Annotated in this window: 11 protein-coding genes; 2 read left to right on the top strand and 9 right to left on the bottom strand. The window is 45.4% G+C overall.

Annotated elements, in window-relative coordinates:
• Positions 1 to 198 precede the first annotated feature (198 nt).
• Positions 199 to 591, top strand: coding sequence for a hypothetical protein (locus DW182_RS18810; protein WP_225663093.1), 393 nt, complete (start codon positions 199 to 201; stop codon positions 589 to 591).
• 107 nt (positions 592 to 698) lie between these two features.
• Complete coding sequence (locus DW182_RS18805) at positions 699 to 4736, top strand: two-component regulator propeller domain-containing protein (protein WP_115503632.1); 4038 nt, start codon at positions 699 to 701, stop codon at positions 4734 to 4736.
• Between the two features lie 201 nt (positions 4737 to 4937).
• Here the strand turns inward: DW182_RS18805 and DW182_RS18800 are convergent, their stop codons facing one another.
• The 9 genes from DW182_RS18800 to DW182_RS18760 form a co-directional block, all read right to left on the bottom strand.
• The gene (locus DW182_RS18800; RefSeq protein ID WP_115503548.1) at positions 4938 to 5918 is read right to left on the bottom strand and encodes a glycoside hydrolase family 43 protein; all 981 of its coding nucleotides are present in this window, start codon (positions 5916 to 5918) and stop codon (positions 4938 to 4940) included.
• 120 nt (positions 5919 to 6038) lie between these two features.
• Complete coding sequence (locus DW182_RS18795) at positions 6039 to 9134, bottom strand: glycoside hydrolase family 2 TIM barrel-domain containing protein (protein ID WP_118296492.1); 3096 nt, start codon at positions 9132 to 9134, stop codon at positions 6039 to 6041.
• Between the two features lie 127 nt (positions 9135 to 9261).
• A complete protein-coding gene (locus DW182_RS18790; protein WP_115503546.1) occupies positions 9262 to 11193 on the bottom strand; it encodes an alpha-L-arabinofuranosidase C-terminal domain-containing protein in 1932 nt (643 codons plus the stop codon).
• Positions 11194 to 11202: 9 nt separating this feature from the next.
• Complete coding sequence (locus DW182_RS18785) at positions 11203 to 13728, bottom strand: alpha-L-arabinofuranosidase C-terminal domain-containing protein (protein ID WP_118296491.1); 2526 nt, start codon at positions 13726 to 13728, stop codon at positions 11203 to 11205.
• A 16-nt stretch (positions 13729 to 13744) separates the two neighbouring features.
• A complete protein-coding gene (locus DW182_RS18780) occupies positions 13745 to 16672 on the bottom strand; it encodes a glycoside hydrolase family 97 protein (RefSeq protein WP_118296490.1) in 2928 nt (975 codons plus the stop codon).
• Positions 16673 to 16712: 40 nt separating this feature from the next.
• A complete protein-coding gene (locus DW182_RS18775) occupies positions 16713 to 18602 on the bottom strand; it encodes a family 43 glycosylhydrolase (protein ID WP_233564190.1) in 1890 nt (629 codons plus the stop codon).
• A gap of 231 nt (positions 18603 to 18833) precedes the next feature.
• On the bottom strand, positions 18834 to 19958 hold the full coding sequence (locus DW182_RS18770) for a glycoside hydrolase family 88 protein (RefSeq protein ID WP_007660077.1): 1125 nt from the start codon (positions 19956 to 19958) through the stop codon (positions 18834 to 18836).
• Between the two features lie 249 nt (positions 19959 to 20207).
• Entirely contained in the window at positions 20208 to 21497 is a 1290-nt protein-coding gene (locus DW182_RS18765) for a BNR repeat-containing protein (RefSeq protein WP_007660078.1), read from the bottom strand.
• A gap of 5 nt (positions 21498 to 21502) precedes the next feature.
• The gene (locus DW182_RS18760) at positions 21503 to 22753 is read right to left on the bottom strand and encodes a DUF2264 domain-containing protein (RefSeq protein WP_007660079.1); all 1251 of its coding nucleotides are present in this window, start codon (positions 22751 to 22753) and stop codon (positions 21503 to 21505) included.
• Positions 22754 to 22857 lie beyond the last annotated feature (104 nt).

The following is a 22857-nucleotide window of genomic DNA, read 5'->3' as shown; positions in this document are numbered from 1 at the left end:
TCAGTAGAATGAAGAGACAGGCAAAAGTAACAAGTTTATCCGAAAACAAGCAGAGGCAAATCGGGAGAATAGAAAGGGGAAAACAGTCAACCGCCACGGGGGGTATTTCTCCTTAACAGAATAGTTTCTTCCTTCTCATCAAAAAGTTACTATTATCCCAAGAAAAAGTTTTCAGTATCGAATACAAATTTGTAAATTTTGCCTGCAAATATATATTCGCAAATTAGAAAGACAGGGGAGAACCTGCCCAACAAAGAAGGAAAACGCATGCTTTATCCACGCCTCATGCAGCGCGGACAAGCCGACACGGAATACATTGCACGAGTTCTATCCCAAAGAAGTTCATTCAGCAAAGGTGCCGTTGCCGGACTATTACAGGAACTGGCTGATGAACTGGCTTACCAAATGGGACAAGGAAAGTCCGTAAAGCTGGATGGCATAGGCACCTTTGTCACTGCACTCGCCTTGCGCGAAGACAAAGAACGGGAAACAGGCGAAGAAGATTCCACCCGCCGAAACGCACGGAGCATCATCGTAGGAGGCATTACAGCCCCGGGACTGGAGACACACAAGGTATACATTAATGGGTAAATTCACCAAATTGCAGGGACAAATCGAGCAAAACCATCTTCTTCAGTAGCGATTTTGCCCGATTTATCTTATTTTTGTTGCATAGAGAAATCAGAATTCCAATGAATATGCGACCACGTATCTGTCTTCCCCTCTTCATCCTGTTGCTACTTGCCGCCAACGGCATGGCGCAACCTTACATTTTGCGGCATCTCGGCATCGAGGACGGACTGTCGAACAATTATGTACGAGACATTGCGCAGGACCGACAAGGTTGCATCTGGATAGCGACGGAACTTGGACTGAACCGTTTTGATGGTTGTAGCTTCACCACATATAAGAGTAACAGCTCACAGCTAAACAGTGATGCGCTCAACGTGCTGCTATACGACGAAGCGGAAAACAGTCTGTGGATAGGCGGCAAGTTCAAAGGTATCAACAAACTGGATTGCTACACTTACGAGTTTCATGATTATGTGCCAGAAGAAAGCATACATATTGATAACATCGTACACCTTTCGCACGCTTCCGACGGTGGAATATGGATTACTCCACATAATGGGGACGTTATACATTATGACAAACAGAATCGGACATTCACCACACTTCCCGACATAGGAATCACCGGACTGAGCAGTTCAAACTGGTGTACCTTCGACGATGGGAAAGGTTTTCTTTACATCGGACATGCGCAAGGCGGGATGAGCATCATAGACCTGAAAAATAAAACCAGCCATACGCTCAGTAATAATCCCAACAATCCGCAGAGCTTGCCCGGCAACAGTGTCTACTCTATCTATAAAGACCATCTGGAAAACATCTGGGTAGGAACCAATCGCGGGCTTGGACTCTTCAGCCCGAAGACCGAAGAGTTCACCGTATTCAGGCATGAGCCACGCAATCCGCATTCACTGATTGCAGACCATATTTATGCCATCAAGGAGATGAACGACGGCAGTCTATGGATCACCAGTGACATTGGTGGCATCAGCATACTGGACTTACATAGCATCACTTTCAGAAATCCTGAGAGTGTGCAATTCTACAACATAACGGCAGATAACAGTAAGAATGGCGTTTCATCCGGAAATATCCGCAATCTTCTGCAAGATTCCTTCGGAAACATCTGGATAGGTAACTACAGTAGCGGAGTAGACTTTATCAGTCACACACAACCGGTATTCCACGTCCTTCCCTATATGACCGAGAAGGGAAACATCCTGAAGCACAAACCCGTCTGGGGCATTTGCAAAGATGAGAACGACCTGCTATGGATAGGCGGCGAGAACGAAATCAGCCTGTTCAAGAATAATGAGTTCCTGAAAAGCATCAATATCTCCAAACAATTGTCAAGACCTTACGGCCAAGTATTCTCCATAATCAATGCCGGGAACGGTATTCTGCTGCTTGGCATATACGATGATGGCCTGCTGAAGTTCGACATCCGTAGTGAACGCATCGAACGCATTCCACTGGATATGGAGAATGTGGACATCATCACTTTCTTCAAGGACACGGACGGCACCATATGGATAGGTGCAGAATACGGCATATACACGTATGCCAACGGACAACTGAAGAAAGAGACCCAACTGGATGCCCTGTTACCGGACAAGTCGGTATACGGTATCTTGCGCGACAGGCAAGGGAAACTCTGGATAGGAACTTATGGAGGCGGAATAGCCATCTTCGACAGCAACAATAAGACGGTTGCCAAACTGAATACAAGCACTAACTTCTGCTCTAATGCAATAAACCACCTTCACATGGACAATCAAGGTGGCATTTGGATTGCTACGCGTAATGGAATCGGTTACATTAAAGATACATCCCATCCCGGAGAGTTTGAATTATATGGCTATAAACAAGGACTTGAAGACACTTTTGTGCGCACTATCCAGGAAGATGCATCGGGCAATATCTGGCTCAGCACCAACGACGGCATCTCCCGCTGGAACAAGCAGAAACAAAACTTCGATAATTACGATTATCGGGATGGTATTCCTATGGGAAACTTCATAGAAGGCTCGGCTTGCCGTACAGAAGACGGTACACTCTATTTCGGTTCGTTGAATGGTGTTTGCTACTTCAACCCCGAAAATTTGATTACTGAGCGACAAGTAGCTCCTGTACAGATTATCGAATGTAAAGGGCTTGATAACCAGATAGAAAGTCGTAGCGGGGAAACACTCATCCTGGCCTCAAACGGCAATATCAAATTGCCTTATGATCGGAATTCATTCCGTATCTATTTCTCCGTTCCCGACTACTCGCAAAGCCAACAGGTGGAATACGCCTATCTGATGGAAGGATTGGAAAACACCTGGACTAATACTTTAGGTGAAAACCAAGTGACCTTTCGCAACATATCTCCCGGAGAGTATACATTTAAAGTGAAAGCACGACTGAGAAACCAAGAATGGGACGATACGCACATTGCCACCATCACTATACATATATATCCTCCTTTATGGTTGACATGGTATGCCAAAATCTTTTATATCCTGCTGATATTGTTATGCGTATTTTTCTGGTTTCGCTTCTATAAGCGTAAACTACTGTTGGAAAGTTCTCTTGAATTGGAAAAGAAGAAAAGCCAGAATGAACAAGAACTTAATAATGAACGACTGCGCTTCTATACAAACATTACTCACGAACTGCGTACTCCGTTAACATTGATACTCGGCCCATTGGAAGATTTGGTCAACGATCCCCATATACCCACCTTCTATAGTAATAAGATTAAAGTAATCCACAGTAGTGCCATCCGGTTGCTAAACCTGATTAACCAAATACTGGAATTCCGTAAAACAGAAACGCAAAACCGGAAACTGACCGTATCCAAAGGAAACTTAGGTAATTTGGTCACTGAGACTGGATTGCGCTACAAAGAGCTGAACCGAAACGGAAAAATTACATTCCAAATCAATATCGACACCCGGGAAACAAAACTTTATTTTGATACTGACATCATCTCTACCATATTGAACAATCTACTTAGCAATGCAATAAAGTATACACCGGAAGGAGAAATCAGGCTCATTATGCGTTCAATTGTTGAAGAAGAAAACAAATATACGGAGATAGCAGTAAGTGATACCGGATACGGAATAGATGCCGAGTCTCTCCCTCATATCTTCGACCGCTATTATCAGGCAAAAGGAAAGCATCAAGCATCAGGAACAGGCATCGGACTCGCATTAGTCAAGTCATTAGCCGACTTGCATGAAGGTACACTGCAAGTAGAAAGTGAAATTGGCAAAGGTACCACTTTCACCCTCCGGCTCCTTGCTGAAAACACTTATCCTAATGCCCTACACAAAGAAGAGAAAATGGAAAAAAAACTCATTGAACCGGAAAAATCGGAAGAAGAGGATAAAGAAGAGGCTGATGTTCGTCCGATGTTACTCATTGTAGAAGATAACGATGACATCCGGGAATATATTGTTTCTTCTTTCAGTAACAATTATCGAATCATAACCGCTACCAACGGGAAAGAGGGTTTGGAACAGGCACAGAAGCATATACCTGATATTATCATCAGCGATATTATGATGCCCGTAATGGATGGAATAGAGCTTTGCAAACGGGTAAAAGAAGATATATGTACCAGTCATATTCCCGTTATCCTGCTTACAGCCAAAGACTCCATCCAAGATAAAGAAGAAGGATACGAAAGTGGTGCTGATTCTTATCTGACAAAGCCTTTCAGTGCCAAGTTACTAAACAGCCGCATACACAACTTACTAGAATCAAGAAGGAAACTGGCACTCCTTATTGCAAACCGTACCAAAGAATTGAAGCCGGAACAACCACAGGAGCCTATCAAATTAAGTCGTCTGGATGAAGAATTCTTGGCCAGGTTTACTTCTATCGTAGAAGAGAACGTTGATATAGACAAGCTCGACATGTCTTTCATGATGGATAAGATGAACATGAGCCACTCCACCCTTTACCGGAAGATAAAGGGGTTAACAGGCATATCAGGCAATGAGTTCATCCGGAAAATAAGACTGAAAAACAGTCTCCGCTTATTGATGGAAGAAGGACTAAACATTTCCGAAGCTGCTTATGCAAGCGGTTTCAATGACTTGGGGTATTTCCGGGCTTGCTTTAAGGAGGAATATGGAATGGCACCGTCGGAGTACATAAAACAGAAGCAATAAAAAGATGAAGCGGACATCCCTTCTAGCTGAAAGAATGTCCGCCTCTTATAACAACTACCTACTGAAAACTGTAACTAAAAAAACTACCCTTTGTTTATTAATACCAATCTTATGTTAATCTATAACCTATTGTCGATGTTGCAAAGATAGGGTGAAATTTCTATTCAGTAGTAGCACAATTGTTTCATAAAAGGTGATAAATCAGTCAATTTTCAGTTTATCCCCCGATAAATCGACTTTAAACAGGTGCGGAATACGAATATATCGCCCGTTCACATCTTTATGACTATGAACCGACATCATCCACTCACCATCCAAAGTACGAAACAACATTCCATGTCCGAAGTTAGGCGGAGTGACCGGTTCTTTCTCTTGTATCCAAGGACCATCCAAGGTTCCACTCTCGGAATAGGCAACGCCTTGTGTATAGTCCTGGAATACCCAGCTTGTCCATATCATACCTAACCGGCCCGTACCTGTGCGGAAAAGCCATGGTCCGTCAGTTACACGGTTGGGCAATACTTTGTCCCCCATCTTCTCACGGCTCCAGGGAGAGTCACTGGCACGGAAAAGAATCTTTCCTTTGCCGATGGAACCGCTTAAATCGGGCTTTAATTCAATCTTTTCCATCGTACCGTTCCAGTTTTGCAGCCATTCGTGGCAATAGATCATATAAGGTTTGCCATCACTGTCCACCCAGAATGTCCCATCAAGGGTAGGCATATTCTCGGGTAGGTAAGTGGGGTCTTTCATAGGTTTATAAGGGCCATCCGGTTTATCACTGACCAGGATGTGGCTGGCACGACGGGGGATGACGTTTCCTTTTACGGTATCAATCTTGATGACGTTATTCGTAAAAGTGGCGAAATAGTAATATTTTCCATTGTATTCGTGCAGTTCAGCTGCCCAGATTTCGGGTTTAGGGCCCATCCAGGAGTCAGGATCAGTTTCTGCTACACGATAAGGGCCTTCCCAACGGGCAAGGTCTTTGCTTTTCCAAAGGAGGCCGCCGGTGCCGGTCATATAATAAGTGGAGGTTTTCTTATCGGCCAGTATGCAGGGGTCACTCAAGTGGATGGAATCAAGAGGGATGTTGGTACGGAAGCGGTTTGGGACCTTCTGCTGGGCAGATGCAAGGACAGAACACAAGGTAAATATAAACACCAATAATTCTTTTCTCATATTAGTTCTTTTAATATAATGAGGATAGATACGCGGACGACGCGGATAAGGAGGACAAACGCGGAATAATCATAAATCCGCGTTTGTCCGCTTCATCCGCGTCGTCCGCGTATCTATAACTTATTCAATTTCTATGCCGTGTTGTACCGGAGTAAGGATGAACGTAAATTCATAGTCACCATAAGGCAACTGATATTGTGGCAACGGCCATGCACCCCAACTGTTCACACATCCTAAGCCCATCTGAGCCTTGTCGATGCAGAGATTTGTCAGGTTAGCCTCTTTCACTTCGGGAGAGTGGCTCTGACCTTTGTCCCAACCATCGTCCAAAGACTCGATAGTATAGTGCAGGGCTGATGCGGAGAACGGAGCGTCAGCTACAATCTGCAAACCGCGTCCGGCATCGTTCAGTTGCTTCCACCAGCGGATATCTGTCTTCGTACCTGTTTCCTGCGGACGGATATAAGAATAGAATTGTTCATCTACACTTTGGCGATACAATCCCAGATCTGTACAATGATTACGGTCACTGTAGTTCTCTACCGGGCCACGGCCATAGTATTCTACAGTTTCAAAAGTCTTGGGCATCTGCATCTGCATACCGAAACGGAACATATGAGATACTTTAGCCTGCGGATCGGCAGTCATCTTCTGAGTCACCTTTACAGCACCCTTGTTGTTGATTACATAAGTAAGATCCAGTTTGGCAGAAACATTCTTCATTTCGTATTCTGCACGTACCACTGTCTGATTGTCTACTGTCTCCCATTTGAAGGAAGTTAGCTTCAGACCCGGGTTCTTCCAGACAGCGAATTTCTGTTGCAAACCTGCACCGAAATCATTGTCCGTAGGTGCACGCCAGAAGTTAGGTGCCAGTTCGGCATCTTCGTTCATCAATTCCGTGCCTGCTACGTTGTAGCGATTCAGGTAACCGGTATGTTTGTTGAATTCCAGACGGAAGTTATCACCGTTGATGATCAGATAACGCCAGTCGTTTTCCTGGATTTGAGGAGCAACGGTAGGAGTATTCACAACTTCCACATTCTTCAGGTCCATAGCAGGAGCCTTGTAGGGGTTCAGTACAAGCTGGTCTTTGGCTACGGCATATCCGGCAGGGAGCAAACCTTCGCGGTTCTTCAGGCGATAAGTTACATTCAACAACCATTCTTTGCATTCGCAGGTTTTGCCGATGTTCAGTTTCACTCTGGCAGTCTGCTGCGGAGCTACGTTGAGGTCTTCTACACGACCGGTACGAATTACTTTACCGTTAGCAAGCAATTGCCAATCCAGATAGTAAGCGGAAAGGTCACGGAAGAAGTTTTCGTTGTACACGTTCACTTCACCGTTCTTCAGGTCAGCAGGAGTTGTCCAGATGTTCTGGTAATAGTAACCCACTTCGTACATGTGCGGATTGGGAACACGGTCGGGACTGATCAGACCATTATCACAGAAGTTCTTGTCGGAACCGTCGTAACGGTTGAAGTCACCGCCATAAGCGTAGATAGTAACACCGTCTTTGCCTTTCCAACGAACGGACTGGTCTACGAAATCCCAGATAAAACCGCCTTGCAGGTTGGGGTATTTACGGATCAGATCCCAATATTCTTTGAAACCGCCCTGTGAGTTACCCATAGCGTGGGCATATTCACACTGGATAAGGGGCTTCTTGGCATCTGTACGCTGGCCATATCTTTCTATGTGCTTGTAATCGGCATACATGGGACAGTCGATGTCGGTAAACTCGTTTCCGTGTGCCTGTTCGTATTGTACGGCACGACTGGAATCTTCATTCTTGATCCAACGGTAGCAAGCTTCAAAGTTAGGTCCGAAACCGGCTTCGTTACCCAATGACCAGAAAATAATGCTGGGATGATTGAAGCCGCGTTGTACGTTGCGCTGGTTACGTTCCATGTGAGCTTTGGCATAGTCGGTGCGTTTAGCCAGTGTCTTTTCACGATAACCCATACCGTGTGATTCGACATTAGCCTCAGCCACTACATACAAACCGTATTGGTCGCAAAGGTCGTACCACAGATTGTCATCAGGATAGTGACAGGTACGCACAGCGTTGATATTAAATTTCTTCATGACCTGGATATCCTGGATCATGCGTTCGGGAGATACGACATAACCACCATCCGGATCAATTTCATGACGGTCGGCACCTTTGAAGAGAACGGCCTGACCGTTTACTAATATCTGGTCACCTTTCAATTCAATCTTACGGAAGCCTACCTTTACGGGGATTACTTCGTTGCTGCCTTGCAAAGTGGCACGCAGTGTATAGAGGTAAGGAGTTTCGGCTGTCCATTTATGCGGATTTTCCACATTCATCAGAATGGTACCGCTACCTTTGGCTGTTTCCGTAGCTACTGCCTTGCCGGTAGCATCCAGTAATTCCAGATTTACGTTACCACTGCCTTTCAGGTCGAGCGTCACACGCAGAGAACCATTTTCGTATGCCTCGTCCAAATCCGGAGTGATACGGATGTCCTGGATACGTTTCTTGTTGCGGGCATAGAGGTAGCAATCACGTCCCACACCACTGTAACGGAAGAAGTCCTGGTCTTCTAGGTAGGTTCCATCACACCAGCGGAATACCTGGAAAGCGATAAGATTCGTTTGTCCGGGTTTCAAATAAGGAGTCAGGTCAAATTCGGCTTCAAGCTTGCTGTCTTCGCTATAGCCTACATAACGACCATTTACCCAGAGATACATGTTGGAGGTTACAGAACCGAAATGAGCAATGATGTCTTTCCCTTTCCAGTCGGCAGGAACAATGATTTCACGACGGTAAGAACCTACATGATTGTTCTCTATAGGAACCTCAGGAGGGTTGTTCTGGAACTGATTACGCCAGGCGTAGCCGGTGTTCACATAAATAGGATCACCGTAACCATTCAATTCCCACACAGCTGGGACTTGCAGATTATCCCATCCTTTGTCATTGAAACCTACTTCCCAAAAGTCGGTAGGACGTTGGTCGGCATTGCGTACCCAAGAGAATTTCCAGGTACCGTTCAAAGTCATGTAATTAGTAGATTGGGCTTTCTTGCCTTGCATGGCGGCATCTGCCGATTCATAGGCAAAGTAATTAGTGTGCATGGGAGCACGGTTCACGGCATTGATTTCCGGATCAAGCCACTCTTTAAAGGACTGTGCATTGGCAGTCAGAGCCAGGGCTGCAAAGAGTCCGGTAATAAGATGTTTCTTCATGGATATAAAATTAGTATGTTTGTAGCGGCACGAAGAATATTTTCTGCATACCGCTACAAAGATAGGGTGAATGAACTTTTTTTAGGGTGAATAATAGTTCAAAAAAGGGGGAATAGAGTTCAAAGAGCTACTGTATCCGGTACACTCCGAACGAACGTGGTTCAAGTTTCAGTTTCAGAGATTGTCCTTCTACCTGTACCGGACGTACACGGGGAACAATCGCTTCCTGATCCAGCGTATTTACTGTGCGCCAATTGTCATTCTGTAAGTAAGTGCAGGAACCGGCAACCAACTGACGTTTCTTCAAACCATTGAAATCGATCTGAACATCGGCAGGCTTACTGCTTGCATTCACCAGTTTCAGGATGATTTCTCCGGTAGGTGCATTCAGTGCAGCTGTTGCATAGAGGCTGTCCTGCCCCGCTACTGCTTTGCCATCCATCTTCAGGCTGAGTACATCGGTACCGGCATTCATGCCGTACATCTGCTGAACGTAATAGTTCGGTGTGCGCATCATGCGCAGGTTATCGAACCAGATCAGGTCGGGATTCCACTGCCAAGCGTCTACGTGAGCAAACAACGGCGCATAAGTAGCCAGATGAACAACATCCGCATTCCGTTCCAGTCCCGTCATAAAGGCAGCTTCGGAAAGGGCGGCGAGGAAGTTGTTATCCTTCTTCGTGGAATGATCGTGTGAAGCATATTCTCCGGCGAAAACCTTCGGACCTTTGCGGTCGTAATTGTCATAGCGTGACGCATTGCCAAAGAACCAATCAGGATTCATGTAGTAGTGTTCGTCCACCAGGTCTACACCGATACGCTTCATTTCGGGCCAGAGATAATCGAATTTATCACCGCTGGCACTCGGGCCGGAGCTACCTACAACCTTCACATCAGGATATTTCGCACGGATAGCTTTTGTGAAAGCTTCCAAACGTTCTACATAAACCTTATCCCACTGTTCATTACCGATACCGATCATCTTCAGATTGAAGGATTCGGGATGTCCCATATCGGCACGCACTTTTCCCCACTTGGAAGTAACAGGCCCGTTGGCAAATTCAATCAGGTCGAGTGCATCCTGTATGTACGGATCGAGTTCATTCATCGGAACTACTTCGTTGCTTTCGTACTGGCAGGAGAGCCCGCAGCTGATTACCGGAAGAGGTTCTGCACCGAGGTCTTCGCTCAACAGGAAGTATTCGAAGTAACCAAGTCCCAAAGTCTGGAAATAGTCAGGGAAGGCTTTATGTTTGAAGGTGTAGTTCCAGCGGTTTTCATTCAGAGGGCGGTTTTCAACAGGACCTACGGAATTCTTCCACTGGTAACGGGTTTCAAGACTGTTACCCTCGATGATACAACCACCGGGGAAACGGAATACGCCCGGGTTAAGGTCATAAAGGGCTTGTGCGAGGTCGGCACGCAGGCCATTCTCACGTCCTTTCCAAGTATTCACAGGGAACAGGGAGATATGATCCATATCCACCGTACCACGTGTTTCGAGGACGATACGCAGGCGGGCATGAGCATCTGTGAAAGGAGATTTCAGCACCGCCGTCAGCTTTTGCCAGTTATTGCCGCTGACTTCGATTTCTTTCTTCAACAGATTCTGTGCATTGGAGTTGACAAGCTCGATGGAGAGCTTCATCGGCTTCGCATCCGGCGTGCGGGCATAAACGGAGAAACGATATTCTTCACCTTGCTTCACACCGATGCCGCGGTAACCTTCATTATCCAGTCCGGCGCGCAGCAGACGACCATCGTTCACTACGCGTACATAGTGAGGATTGCGGTCAAAACAAGGATTTGCATCCTGAACGGTTACATTACCGAAAGGCACCCAACCCACGAAAGGTTGTGGGAATTCAAACGAACGGTTCTTTACCAGTTCGGCATACAGACCGCCATCGGCACCGAAGTTGATATCTTCGAAAAAGATGCCATACATTTCAGGTTGTATCTTTGCCGTCGGTTTAGAAACGTCGACGGTCATTACATGTTGTTGTGCCTGCATGCTCAAAGCAAGAGACAAAGCAAAAAGGGCAGTTAACTTTCTCATTATTATATCTTATTTTTTCTTTTCAATATTCTGATGGATACGTATCACTGTAAACGAATAAGCAGGCATAGAGTAAGAAAAGTCATTTCCTTCTACCTTGAAATCAGAAGAAGCAGGTTTAGCTCCTCTGTCTTTCGGATCACCTGTCAATATCGTTTTTGTAGCCGAAGGATTTACCAAAGTAACCCCGTCCAACTTCACCTGGGAAGAAACTTCTACCGGAAGCATATTCACTAACTTCACGATATAATCTCCGGTATTAGCGTCTTTCACAACTGATACTCCGACACGTTTCTTCACGGCATCCCAGCCATTATTCAGTTTTACCGTAGAAGACAAGTATTCGGTACCGGCATTCTGACCATACATCTGTTGGGTATAGTAGCCTACTGTGGGTTTTACTTCCGCATTATTAAAGTAGATTAAATCCGGATTCCATTGTGTATGGCCTTCTTTAGCCAATAGAGGAGCATAAGAAGTCATTTCTACTACATCACCGTTACGTTCTACGGCAGTCAGGTAGAGAGCTTCGGCAAGTGCAGTTTCTACATTATTGGGGCGTCCCGGCAGGTGAGCGGCGTATTCGCCCAAATAAACTTTCGCTTTGCTACGGTCGTAATGGTCGTAATATTCCTGATTGTGAATCATCCAACCCGGTTCTACATAGTAGTGTTCATCTACCATCGGTACACCCAGTTCGGTAGCAAGATCCCAACCTACTTCATAATCCGTACCTTCGTAGAACGGACCGGTAGTACCAATCACGGTAACTTCAGGATGTTTTGCTTTTACGGCATCGAATATCATCTTAAAGCGTTCCACGAAGACAGGTGTAATCATGTCCTCATTACCAATACCGATGAACTTCAGGTTGAATGGTTTCGGATGTCCGGCTTCCGCACGCTTCTTACCCCACACGGTTTTGCGGGCATCTCCGTTGGCATATTCTATCAGGTCGAGAACATCTTGGATGTACTGATCCATTTCTTCCATCGGAATACCACCCTGCTGTCCCATGCAAGTCAGTTCATCCTTGGAATGGTGGGCGCAGGTACCAGAGTTCTGACAAGGTACACCGGCTGCAAGCACAGGTACGGGTTCCGCACCCATATCTTCACAGAACAAGAAGTATTCGTGGTAACCCAGACCGCGTGTCTGATGGTATCCCCAAAGATTGCGAAGCGGCTTGCGGGCTTCCAACGGACCGATAGAGCCTTTCCAATCATAAATATTATCTATTCCATCGCCATGAGCCACACAACCGCCGGGAAAACGTACGAAACGGGGATGCAGGTCGGCAAGCGTTTGTGCCAGATCAGCACGAAGTCCGTTCTTACGACCTTTGAAGGTCTTTTGCGGAAAGAGGGAAATCATATCCAGCGCATACTTGCTGACAGCTTGCGGAACAATAGACAGAGATGCAGCAGCCGCATCACTTGTGGCTGTCAAGACTGCTTTCTGTTGTTTCCACTCTTTAGATGTTACGTTTACGGCAGTTTGTGCTATAATTGTTCCATCTTTATCAACCAAGTTCACAAGTACCTTGCCTCCTTTACCCTCAAGTACTTTACCAAAGAGTGAGAAGTCATATTTCTCGCCTTTCGTCAAGGCTATGCCATCGAAACCGGCATTCACCAATGCAGTTTGTTCAGCTGCACTCACATCGAAAACAGCATAATGGGGATTATTAGGATGAATAGGATTCTCCGTTGCAATACTCAATGTAGCATCACTCCCCTGAACACTCCAGGAGTGAGTACTATTCCAGTTCTGATCGTTACCACGGTCGGTCGGGGTATATTCAAAGTCGCGGTTCTGAACCAGTTCGGCATACAAACCACCGTCAGCTCCATAGTTGATATCCTCAAAGAAAATACCAATCAGATGCTTGCTGATTTCTTTCGCCTGACCTGCATTTACCTGAATGGTAGCCTCTACTGGCTTGAGGTTGGCAAAACGTACAGGGTCTTGCTCGGTACGCTCGGCATTCAGTGACTGGCGGTATTTCTTATGTTCGGCATAGCGAATGATTTGCTGCACGGTAGTATAGGGAACTTCCTGCACCCAGCCTTCTTCTTCCGAACCATTCACCAACACCTTCTTCTGAGTGGTGGGATACACATCTTTGGGTTCATACTTACTGCGTTCTTCGGGAGAGAAATAACTCTGTGCTTCCCACTTCTGCAAGTCGGGAGAGGTTACATAGGCAAGTGCCTTACCGGTATTCGTAGTTTCCCAGATGCAATGCCACTTGCCATCGGCACGGGTTTGCATCAAATGGGGCTTGAACATAGTCTTTGCCCGTCCCCACGGACCAAAGTCGGAATTCACATAGGCAAATCCATTAGCTACGCTAAACCACTTCTCTCCGTCGGGACTCCAAGCAAACTTCAGGCCGCTGCGTCCATCACGGTTCGAATAGGAAAAGAGGTACACCTGATTCGGTTCATTCGTCACGCCCTCCACCTTTGCCTGCACAGGGAAGACAAAAGACAGAAGTAAACATACACTTAAAAATCTAATCAATCTGTTCATGGTATTATTTATCGGGTTATTTGTTTTTCCAGTACTTTCTCAGCTTCTCAGCCTCTTTCTTAGTGATGTGGATTACTGCTCCATGTTTCGGTGACGAGAAGTTAGTCGCCTTCATCACACCTTCATTGAAGTGTCCTAGATCTTTGAAGTTCACAAAATCAGTGGTTTCACTGAAACCGAAATTATGAGGATTGATACCATAGATGTCATACATTACCACCCATTTGTCTTCGCCAATGCGCTTCCACATGTTAGGAGCTTCGCAGGCTTTCGGCTCCGGATCTACCCATTCCGGCAGGTAAGTATATCCACGGTTGATATATTTCGAAACAGCTTGTTTGATGCCCGGTGTTCCGTCGTGAGCGACGTAGAACATGTGATACTTATCACCTACTTTCGTGATATCAGCATCGATAGCTGATTTGGTAGCATCGGGATATTGGAACAATAAGCGGGGTTCTGTTTCCAGACCGTCGAAGTCTCCGTTTACATAAGCATAGTACAGCATATTCCGTGCATTGCCCATGCGCATGGTGAAGTAGATCATTATTCTGCCTGCATGTTCATCGTAGACCAGTTCAGGTGCCCAAGCACAACCGATCTCATCATATCCGGGGAAAGTCTTGTCAATACGGACCACATGGTGTGTCCAGTTTACAAGGTCTTTTGATTTCATCAGGACAAAACCACGGTTGTTGCCCCAGCCGTATTTGGCTCCATCACGCTCCCACTCGGTGTTGCGCAGACCTTTCTGCTGGGCAAAGATGTGCAGGTCGGTCATGGCAATGTAGAAAGTACCATCCGGTGCACGATAGATATGCGGATCACGGATACCTTTCTGTTCGGCAATCGTATCACCGGCAATAATGGGCTGACCGTTATTTACATCCGTAAATGTATATCCGTCATCACTGACTGCGAAATATAAACTATGTGTATCATCTTTGAAATAGGTAAACAGATAGGCTCCCATTTCCTTTTCATTCGTTTTCCAATCCTGAACCAGTACGGCACCACCTTGCGGTTGGAGGGTCAGTTGGAATTTGCCGTCAGCTTTCAGTTTCAGAGTTTGCAACTGAGGTTGCAGTTCTTTATCATCATTATAGAATGAAAGAGTCTGTCCTGCCAGCATAGGCAATTCGAGTTTCAGTTTCAGCACTTCTTTTGTACCGTTAACAGCCGCTACATACCATTGCTTACCGTGACGACGTGCAACGACTGCATATTTTCCAGGATAACCATCAATAAAGCGTGTTTCATCCCATGTAGTAGGCACCTGTTTCATAAAGTCCAGGCAAACTTGCGGGGCATCTGTCAGATTGTTGGGTGCCAAAGCATAATTCTGAATAGGGTTCTGGAACAATACAGCTGTTGCTAACTGGAATACATCCGTCGTGCGACGGGTAGTTCCGCCATTGTTTCCCCGGTTCAAACGCTTGTTCAGGAAAGTACCGCCAAATTCCATGCAGCCTACCGCATTACGGATAAAGGGATGCAGGCAGGCATTGAAAGCTTCTTCATCACAGAAATGTTGATTGAAAATCAGATTCTCGGAAGCCAGTACCGCTTCGCTGCCTACATAGTTGGGATACATCCGCTCCCATCCGCGAGGCACTGTACAGCCGTGGAAGATTACCATCAGACCATGATCGTCAGCATCACTCAGAATACCTTCGTACAAACGCATGGTTTCCTGTTTGTCTCCACCGAAGAAATCTACCTTGATACCTTTCACACCCTGCTCCTGAAGCCATTTCATTTCACGCTTGCGGATAATCGGATCATCCATCATATTGACAGGCCCTTGCTCGATATCATTCCAATAACCGCTTGAACTGTACCACAGGAATACATCCACACCCTTACCTTGTGCATAGTCGATGAGAGATTCCACACGCTTATGGCCGATTTTCGTATCCCACCAGTTGTCAATCAACACGTATTCATACCCCATTGCAGCAGCCAGATCAACATAACGCACCTGGTCATCATAATTAATACTGCCGTCCTGCCAGAGTATCCAGCTCCAGGTACCACGCCCCATCTGATAATCATGTTCCGTCTCATACAGCGGTTCCACTACATCCCAGATCACAGTGGTTTCTACAATAGGCTTCAATGTCTCACCTACCGTAATCGTACGCCAAGGGGTAGAACCTGGTAAAGCGAAAGCGGGGGCAACTGTTCCGTTACCATTATTCTCTTCAGCCATCGGAAAAGCTACCGTATACAGATTTCCTTCTGTTACATCGCTCAGGCGCGAACCGCAATAGCGACTGTCTACACCTGTCTCACTGACAAGCACCCAGCCATTATCTCCTACGCGGAACAGGCAGGGGAAAGTATATCCGTGTCCGTATTGCGAACGGACATCCATCGGGGCATCCGCCTTATATTCTTCTTCATAACTCGGTTTTGTCCGCTTCCAGCCTATCATGGCGTCACTTTGCGGACACATGAAGGTAGTAGTCTGTTCAGGAAAACGGAAACCGGTTGCTTCGCTGTTCACAACAAGGCTTCCCCGTTCGCCCTGGCGGGGCAACGTATAGCGGAAAGCAACGTCATTATTGCTCACACGGAAGATTACGTCCATCTTCTGCCCTTTTGCATTGACAAAGGCACATACCAGTTCATTGGCCTGATAATGTATCTTGGAAGCTTTGATACGCGATTGCGTGTAAACGGTATCAATTTTCCTTTCTTCATGCCCGGTCAGTTTCATTGCTTTCGCAAAGTCTCCCACATTGGTCTCCAGACCCAACGGAGATGATTCCAGCATCTGTTTCCCGTTATAGGTGAGAGAATACGATGCTTCCTTCCCTTCCGGACACGAAACTGTTAGTTGTAATTTACCGTCAGGTCCGCTGACGGTTACATTCTGTGCTGTCAGCGGCAAGGCTACCGCCATACATAAAAAAGTTAATCCCTTCAGTTTGTTTCTCATGGTCAAATAATGTTTCTCTGGTATTTTAATAGTCATATAATTAAAGGGTTGGCACTACCCGTTTAATCGTTCCGTCTTCATTGAATTCCATACGGTCAATGCATACTTCCCGATGCGTACCCGGACCATCTTTCAGGAAGTTCTTATTAATACGATGGTAAACGATATACCACTCATCCGTACCCGGAATTTGTAACACTGCATTGTGTGCAGGACCGTAGATTTGTTTCTCCGGATTCTGAATCAGTACAATCGGATCTTTAGCTACCTCAATAGGTCCAAGCGGCGATTTAGATGTGCCGTAAGCCACGTGGTAGTTGGGTGAGCCAGTGTCATCTACCGACCACATAAAATAATAAAGTCCGTTACGGTAAAATACATAAGGAGCTTCACGGAATGCATAATCCTGCAAGGTTCCTCCTTCGGGAGTCATTACCGTAAGTGTTTTCTTCTTGATGGAAATCATGTCTTTGTTCAGTTCGGCGCCGGCCATGTAGCCATTTCCCCAATACAGATAAGGTTTACCGGATACAGGATCGGTGAAGACATCCACGTCTATCTGCTGTCCGTGTCCTACGGGAGAGTCTGTAATGATGGGCTGTCCCAGATCGGTAAACGGTCCGACAGGTGAGTCGGCCATTGCTACGCCGATTTGCTTTCCTCCGCCTTTGGCGGGATTGCCGCTATAATAAAAGAAGTACTTGTATTCTCCCTTGATGAGTTTTTCCTCAATACACGGTGCCCAGGCATTTCCATTCGCCCAAGGTACCTGTTCGGATTTCAAATCCAGCATAACGCCTTCATAGTTCCAGTTCTTCAGGTCGGTTGAAGAAAAAACAGTGAAATACCATCCACCCCAACCGGGTTGTCCGTCTGTTGTGGAATAGATATAATATTTCTTTGTCTTGTTTGAGTATAAGATTTCAGGGTCGGCATGAAATCCGGGCAATACAGGATTGTTCGGTATTGCCCCCAATTCGACAGGCTTGCCCCATTTATCCGTGATACGGATCAATTCATCGCGTGTGATAGGAATAATCGTTCCGTGGCGGGGATGGAAGTTCATCTTCACCTCACTGTCTATCACTTTGAAGTTCTTCAGGTCGGTAGTTTCCGTAAACTGATATTTGCCTTTCATGTATACATCATACATTAATATATACTTATCCTGATTTATCAGTTTAAATGTGCCGGCACCTTCCACAGCATCCTTTGTTTGCTGCTTGTAATCCGGTTCTTCTTTCCACTGGCCGGAAGTCAGTGAACGGGTGGTTGCCACTTTAATGCCGTTTCCATGTCCTTCTGTCTTATAGAACAGGTGGAAAACACCGTCTTTATAGACAATATCCCCGTCGATACATGATTTCTTATTCTCCGGAATGAAGAGTGGCTTCGGTTCACCAATCAGATCTGTAAAGTCGTCATTGGCATACGCATAGTAGATGATATCGGCTCCACCGGCATACTGCATAGACCAGTACACCATATATTTTCCGGCTTCAGGGTCGAAAACCGTCTGCGGTGCCCAAACACGTTTCAGCTTTTCCTGTCCTTTATAGCGTTTCTGCATGTTGATGATGGAATGCGTCCAGTTTACAAGGTCATTGGACTTCAGCAGCACCATCGCACGGTTTGAATCCCAACCATTGTCAGATACCATATCTGTCACCACCATATAAAAGGTATGACCATCCTGACTTCTCAGAATATGCGGATCGCGCACACCACCGGTCGAACTGATCACTTTCGAATCAAGAACGGGCTTACCGTCATTCAGCGCCCAATATGTATATCCATCCATACTTACGGCATAACATACAGCTTCTTCACTGATGTGGTTACCTGTAAAGTAGGTAAACAAATAAGCCACATAATCTTTTTCAACGATAGGATGTTGTTGGGAAAAAGAAGGCAATGTCATTGCCAACATTAAACTAATAGCAACTGCAAAATGTCTCATAGTATTCCTCATAAAATTCACGTTAGTTATTGGGTGTCAAAAATACACATAAAAAAGGAAATATACTACTACGAATCATGCAAAAAGGGAATAATTTTGTGTCATTTCATTAAAAAACAAAGATTTACCCACTTATCTATAAAAAAATGGAGTTTGTCGGCAAAACAAACTCCATTTCGTATTTCAATTAAAAACGAATGTTCAATCCAAGAAACGTACCATTTCACAAGCAGCCAATAAGAATGCTCCCACTCCAAAGTTAGCTGTTGAATTGGCATCTACCACCTGCCCCGGAATTGCCTTTTCTCCGATAGGCTGCACATAACCGATACGTCCATCCGGCTGTAAAGCAACAGTCGTTAGATATTTCCAGGCTTTTTCTACTACAGGCTGATAAGTAGCCTTATCCAAAAGGCCGTTATTCATACCCCACAGCAGACCATAGGTAAAGAAAGCAGTGCCACTGGTTTCCGGTCCGGGTGCATGTTCCGGATCAAGCAAACTCCGTGTCCAGTATCCTTCCGGTTGTTGACAGGCAGCCACAGCTTTTGCCATTGTCTGAAAACGATCTATATATTCCTGACGGTATTTATCTGTTTCAGGTAAATCCTTTAATACTTTAGCCAGTGCCGCAAGCACCCAGCCGTCTCCGCGTGCCCAAAAGTCTTTCTTACCGTTCGCACTTTTATGTTTGGGATAGATATATTTCCCGTCACGGTAATACAGGGCATCTTCGGGATCATACATCAAGCTATCGGCAAATACCCAATATTCATGCAGTTTGTCCAGATAAAGCGGATTACCGGTTATCTTATATAGTTTAGTCATAACGGGCATCACCATATAGAGTCCATCGGCCCACCACCAATAATCGTTCTTATCCGTACTCATCTGATATTCCATCACTTCGCGGGCACGGGCTATTTTCTGAGTATCCGGCTCTATGTTATATAAATCTGCATACGTCTGGAAGCAAATCTGGTAATCACCGAAAAGCACATACTCATTACTTTCACCGTAGCTGTATTTCCACTCGGCTTTATTGTCCGATTTGGCGCCTTTCCATTCATTGTGCTCTGCCCAAGCCTTGGAATAATCCATGAAAGCAGTATCTCCAGTCAGGAAGAACGCTTCCATATTACCTGTATGATAGGCGGCATTGTCCCAGAATGAACGCCCATGCTTCGGATTCTGTTCCTGCCAATAGTTATTCACTTTATAAATAATATCCACAACTTCTTTAGCCTCATCTTTTGGAGCCGCACAAGCCAACAGCCCACTCAGACAAAAAGCTAAAAGTATCACATTTCCCAAAAATGTTTTCATATATTTTTCTTTTTTTACTTAATTACTATACCACTCGTTATTATTCATAAAGGAAGACAAATTCAGATCTACTGAGTACCTCCTTGAAATTGTGTCCCGGAGTGAACCCTATTCAGTCGTATACTGAATGCCATTCAGTCGTATACTTAACCCTATTCAGTCGTAACCTCATTATCCCCCTCCCAGAAGGCATTCTGAGTAAGGATTAAAGGGAGCCTGCCACTATAGTAAATTATATATGCACAAAAATTAATTATTCACTTCCAGCACATATACCGGTTGAGGAGCAAATTCAACCATACGTTCACCATCACCTTGTTTAGTATGCTGCACAAAAAGATGGAGCCGGCGTTTCTGCTTCCATAGTTCCGTGTCATGCGAGGGTTCCCAGGCGTCTACCGCAAAGTCTGTCAGGTCTGTAATAGTCCATTTTCCAGTTCCCACAGCCTGAGCATGTGCCATCGACACTCTACTTCCCCGTTCTTCATCACGGAAGATGTAGAATATCTCGCCACCATCCACCACGATACGCGGGCGGGCAATTGGAATCATCTTTGTACCACCACCTTTCAGAGAAAAAGGAGTATGACGATCGGAAACCTGGCGATTCTGCCACATTTGTCCATCGTGCCACACAATACGGTATTGCGGAACATCACTATCAGGATCGCGCCAATACGTGGCAATATAAGGATTACCACTTGCATCTGCACTCATACTGGTCTGGTTGATGAGTTCTGAGTTTTGTGGAATACGGCAGGCATACTCTGCATTATTGTAACGAATAGGCAAATCATATTTCTTGCCATTCGCCTTATACCACGTGACACCGTTATCATAGGAGCGGGCATAACAAAGATCATGATTAGTCTCCACATGCCATGTTTCGCGCCATACCCACGACAGGTGTATGGTTCCCTGCTCATCTACATAAAGCTGCCAGTAGGCATTCCGCTGATCTTCACCATCTATCAGGACATCTTGTACGCGATACCATTTTTTCTCTTTCACAGAATAGCGGTTCATCACCAGATTTCCCCTGCCGGAAGAACCGGAACGATAAACAAACAACAGATCGCCTCCATTCAACGGATAGAACTCCGGATAAGTCACATTTCCCTCATCCACTCCGGTCATAGGCTCTTTATCACCCAGTTCCAGAGTATATGGAGCAGTGCTGCGACAATAATTCAGTTTATGTCCGTGATGGTCAAATGACAGATGCAAATAACCATCTCCGTCCAGCATCATGCTGATTATATTATGGGCATCCTTTACATTTCCCTTGTATTGTGTCCGTTGTAACGTCCATTGGTCAGAATTCAACTTCCGTTTGCCGAGCACCAGATAACCGTCCCCGTCATAATAACTTATATACTGTTCATCTCCTTGTGTCACAAGCGAGTTGTTCCTGAATACAGTCGTATTGACTGACGTTTGGCTATATCCGTTCCCCACTTCCACAAGACGGGACTGTTGCGCCCGGAGAGTGGAAAATACCAGGAGAATCAGAAAGAAAAAAAGAATGCGTTTATTCATAATTATTATTCGTAATATGCGTGATCTTTCGGGAAATCTTCTCCTCCCCATGCTTTCTTTGATGTCCAGGGCTGTGGCGCATCTGTCCAGAAAGGATCATCAGCAGCCAAACCTAATGGCAAGAAAGCAAGCGAAGCCAAATAAAGACTACCATTATTGGTATACCAGTCTGAAATATTGGGTTGAGAACCATTAAAGCCTAATGTCAGATAACCTTCCGCATTGAAATTGCGGTTATCACCGAACATGCGTTGAATAACAGCTGTCATTGCCGCACGCACCTGTCCGGCAGGCAATTCTTTCGGTAGCCAGCCACGTAATGACAACAAGGCAAGAGGCTGTAACACACCGGTACGATAAGTAATTGAACGGCCAAATACGGGGAAAGCACCTTCAGGAGAAACAAAGCGTTCCAATATCATACCGAAACGCTGCATACGCTTCAAAGCTTTCGGGAAGTTTCCGCCTTTCACATTCCAGATGTTTCTTTTTCCTCCATCCGTCATCACGTCAAGGCATTCCACATACATGGGGTGAAGCACAAAACTGTTATAATAGTCAAATGCAAAATCTTCTCCGTCACTGTACCAACCATCGCCCACATACCACTCGTCTACTTTACGTAAAGCAGAAGTTATACGATAGTAATCGGTTTGGGCACCTGCCTTTTTCAGGAAGCATTCAACGGTTGAAGAGAATAACAACCAATTCGTATAAGGGGGATCTACCCGGCGCAATTGTTGGAACTCAGCAATATATCGCTGTTTTGTCAAATCATCCAATGGAACCCATAAGGCATCATATCCACGCAAAAAGCTTTCAGCTATATAGGCAGCATCTACGAGAGGTTGTCCTTCCTTGCGCCATAACAGGTAATCTTTACTTTCCGGGTCCACTGATTGGGCATAACTCTTCAATGCCCACTCACGCAATTGTTTGCGCTGCTGACCTTCTGCCGTGTCATCATCAGGCAATGACAACCACGGAGCCAGTCCGGCCATCAACCTGCCGAAGCATTCCATATAAGTCACTCGTTTATCACGGCCATCCCATGTAGGACTTAACTCTACCATCATATTTTCCTGCAATTTACCTTCGCTCATATTGCTCAGTACAGGTGCAGCCATCTGATAGAGAATGCCTGTCCATAATTCACGATCAGTCTTTACTTTTTCAGGTTTCTTTTTGGCCGATACATTAAGAGGTATCAGCAATGCTACGGTCAATAGTAGCCAAAGATATTTTCTTGTTTTCATGATATTCTATATAAGTTGTTTTTCATTGTTGCAAATATATCCGTTTCATAAGAAAACGAACTACTACAAATATTGCAAAAGAGGATATTTATCGGTCATTTCCG

This window comes from Bacteroides sp. AM16-24 (assembly GCF_003471885.1).
Taxonomy (GTDB): Bacteria; Bacteroidota; Bacteroidia; order Bacteroidales; family Bacteroidaceae; genus Bacteroides.
This window is presented reverse-complemented; position numbering and strand designations above follow the sequence as displayed.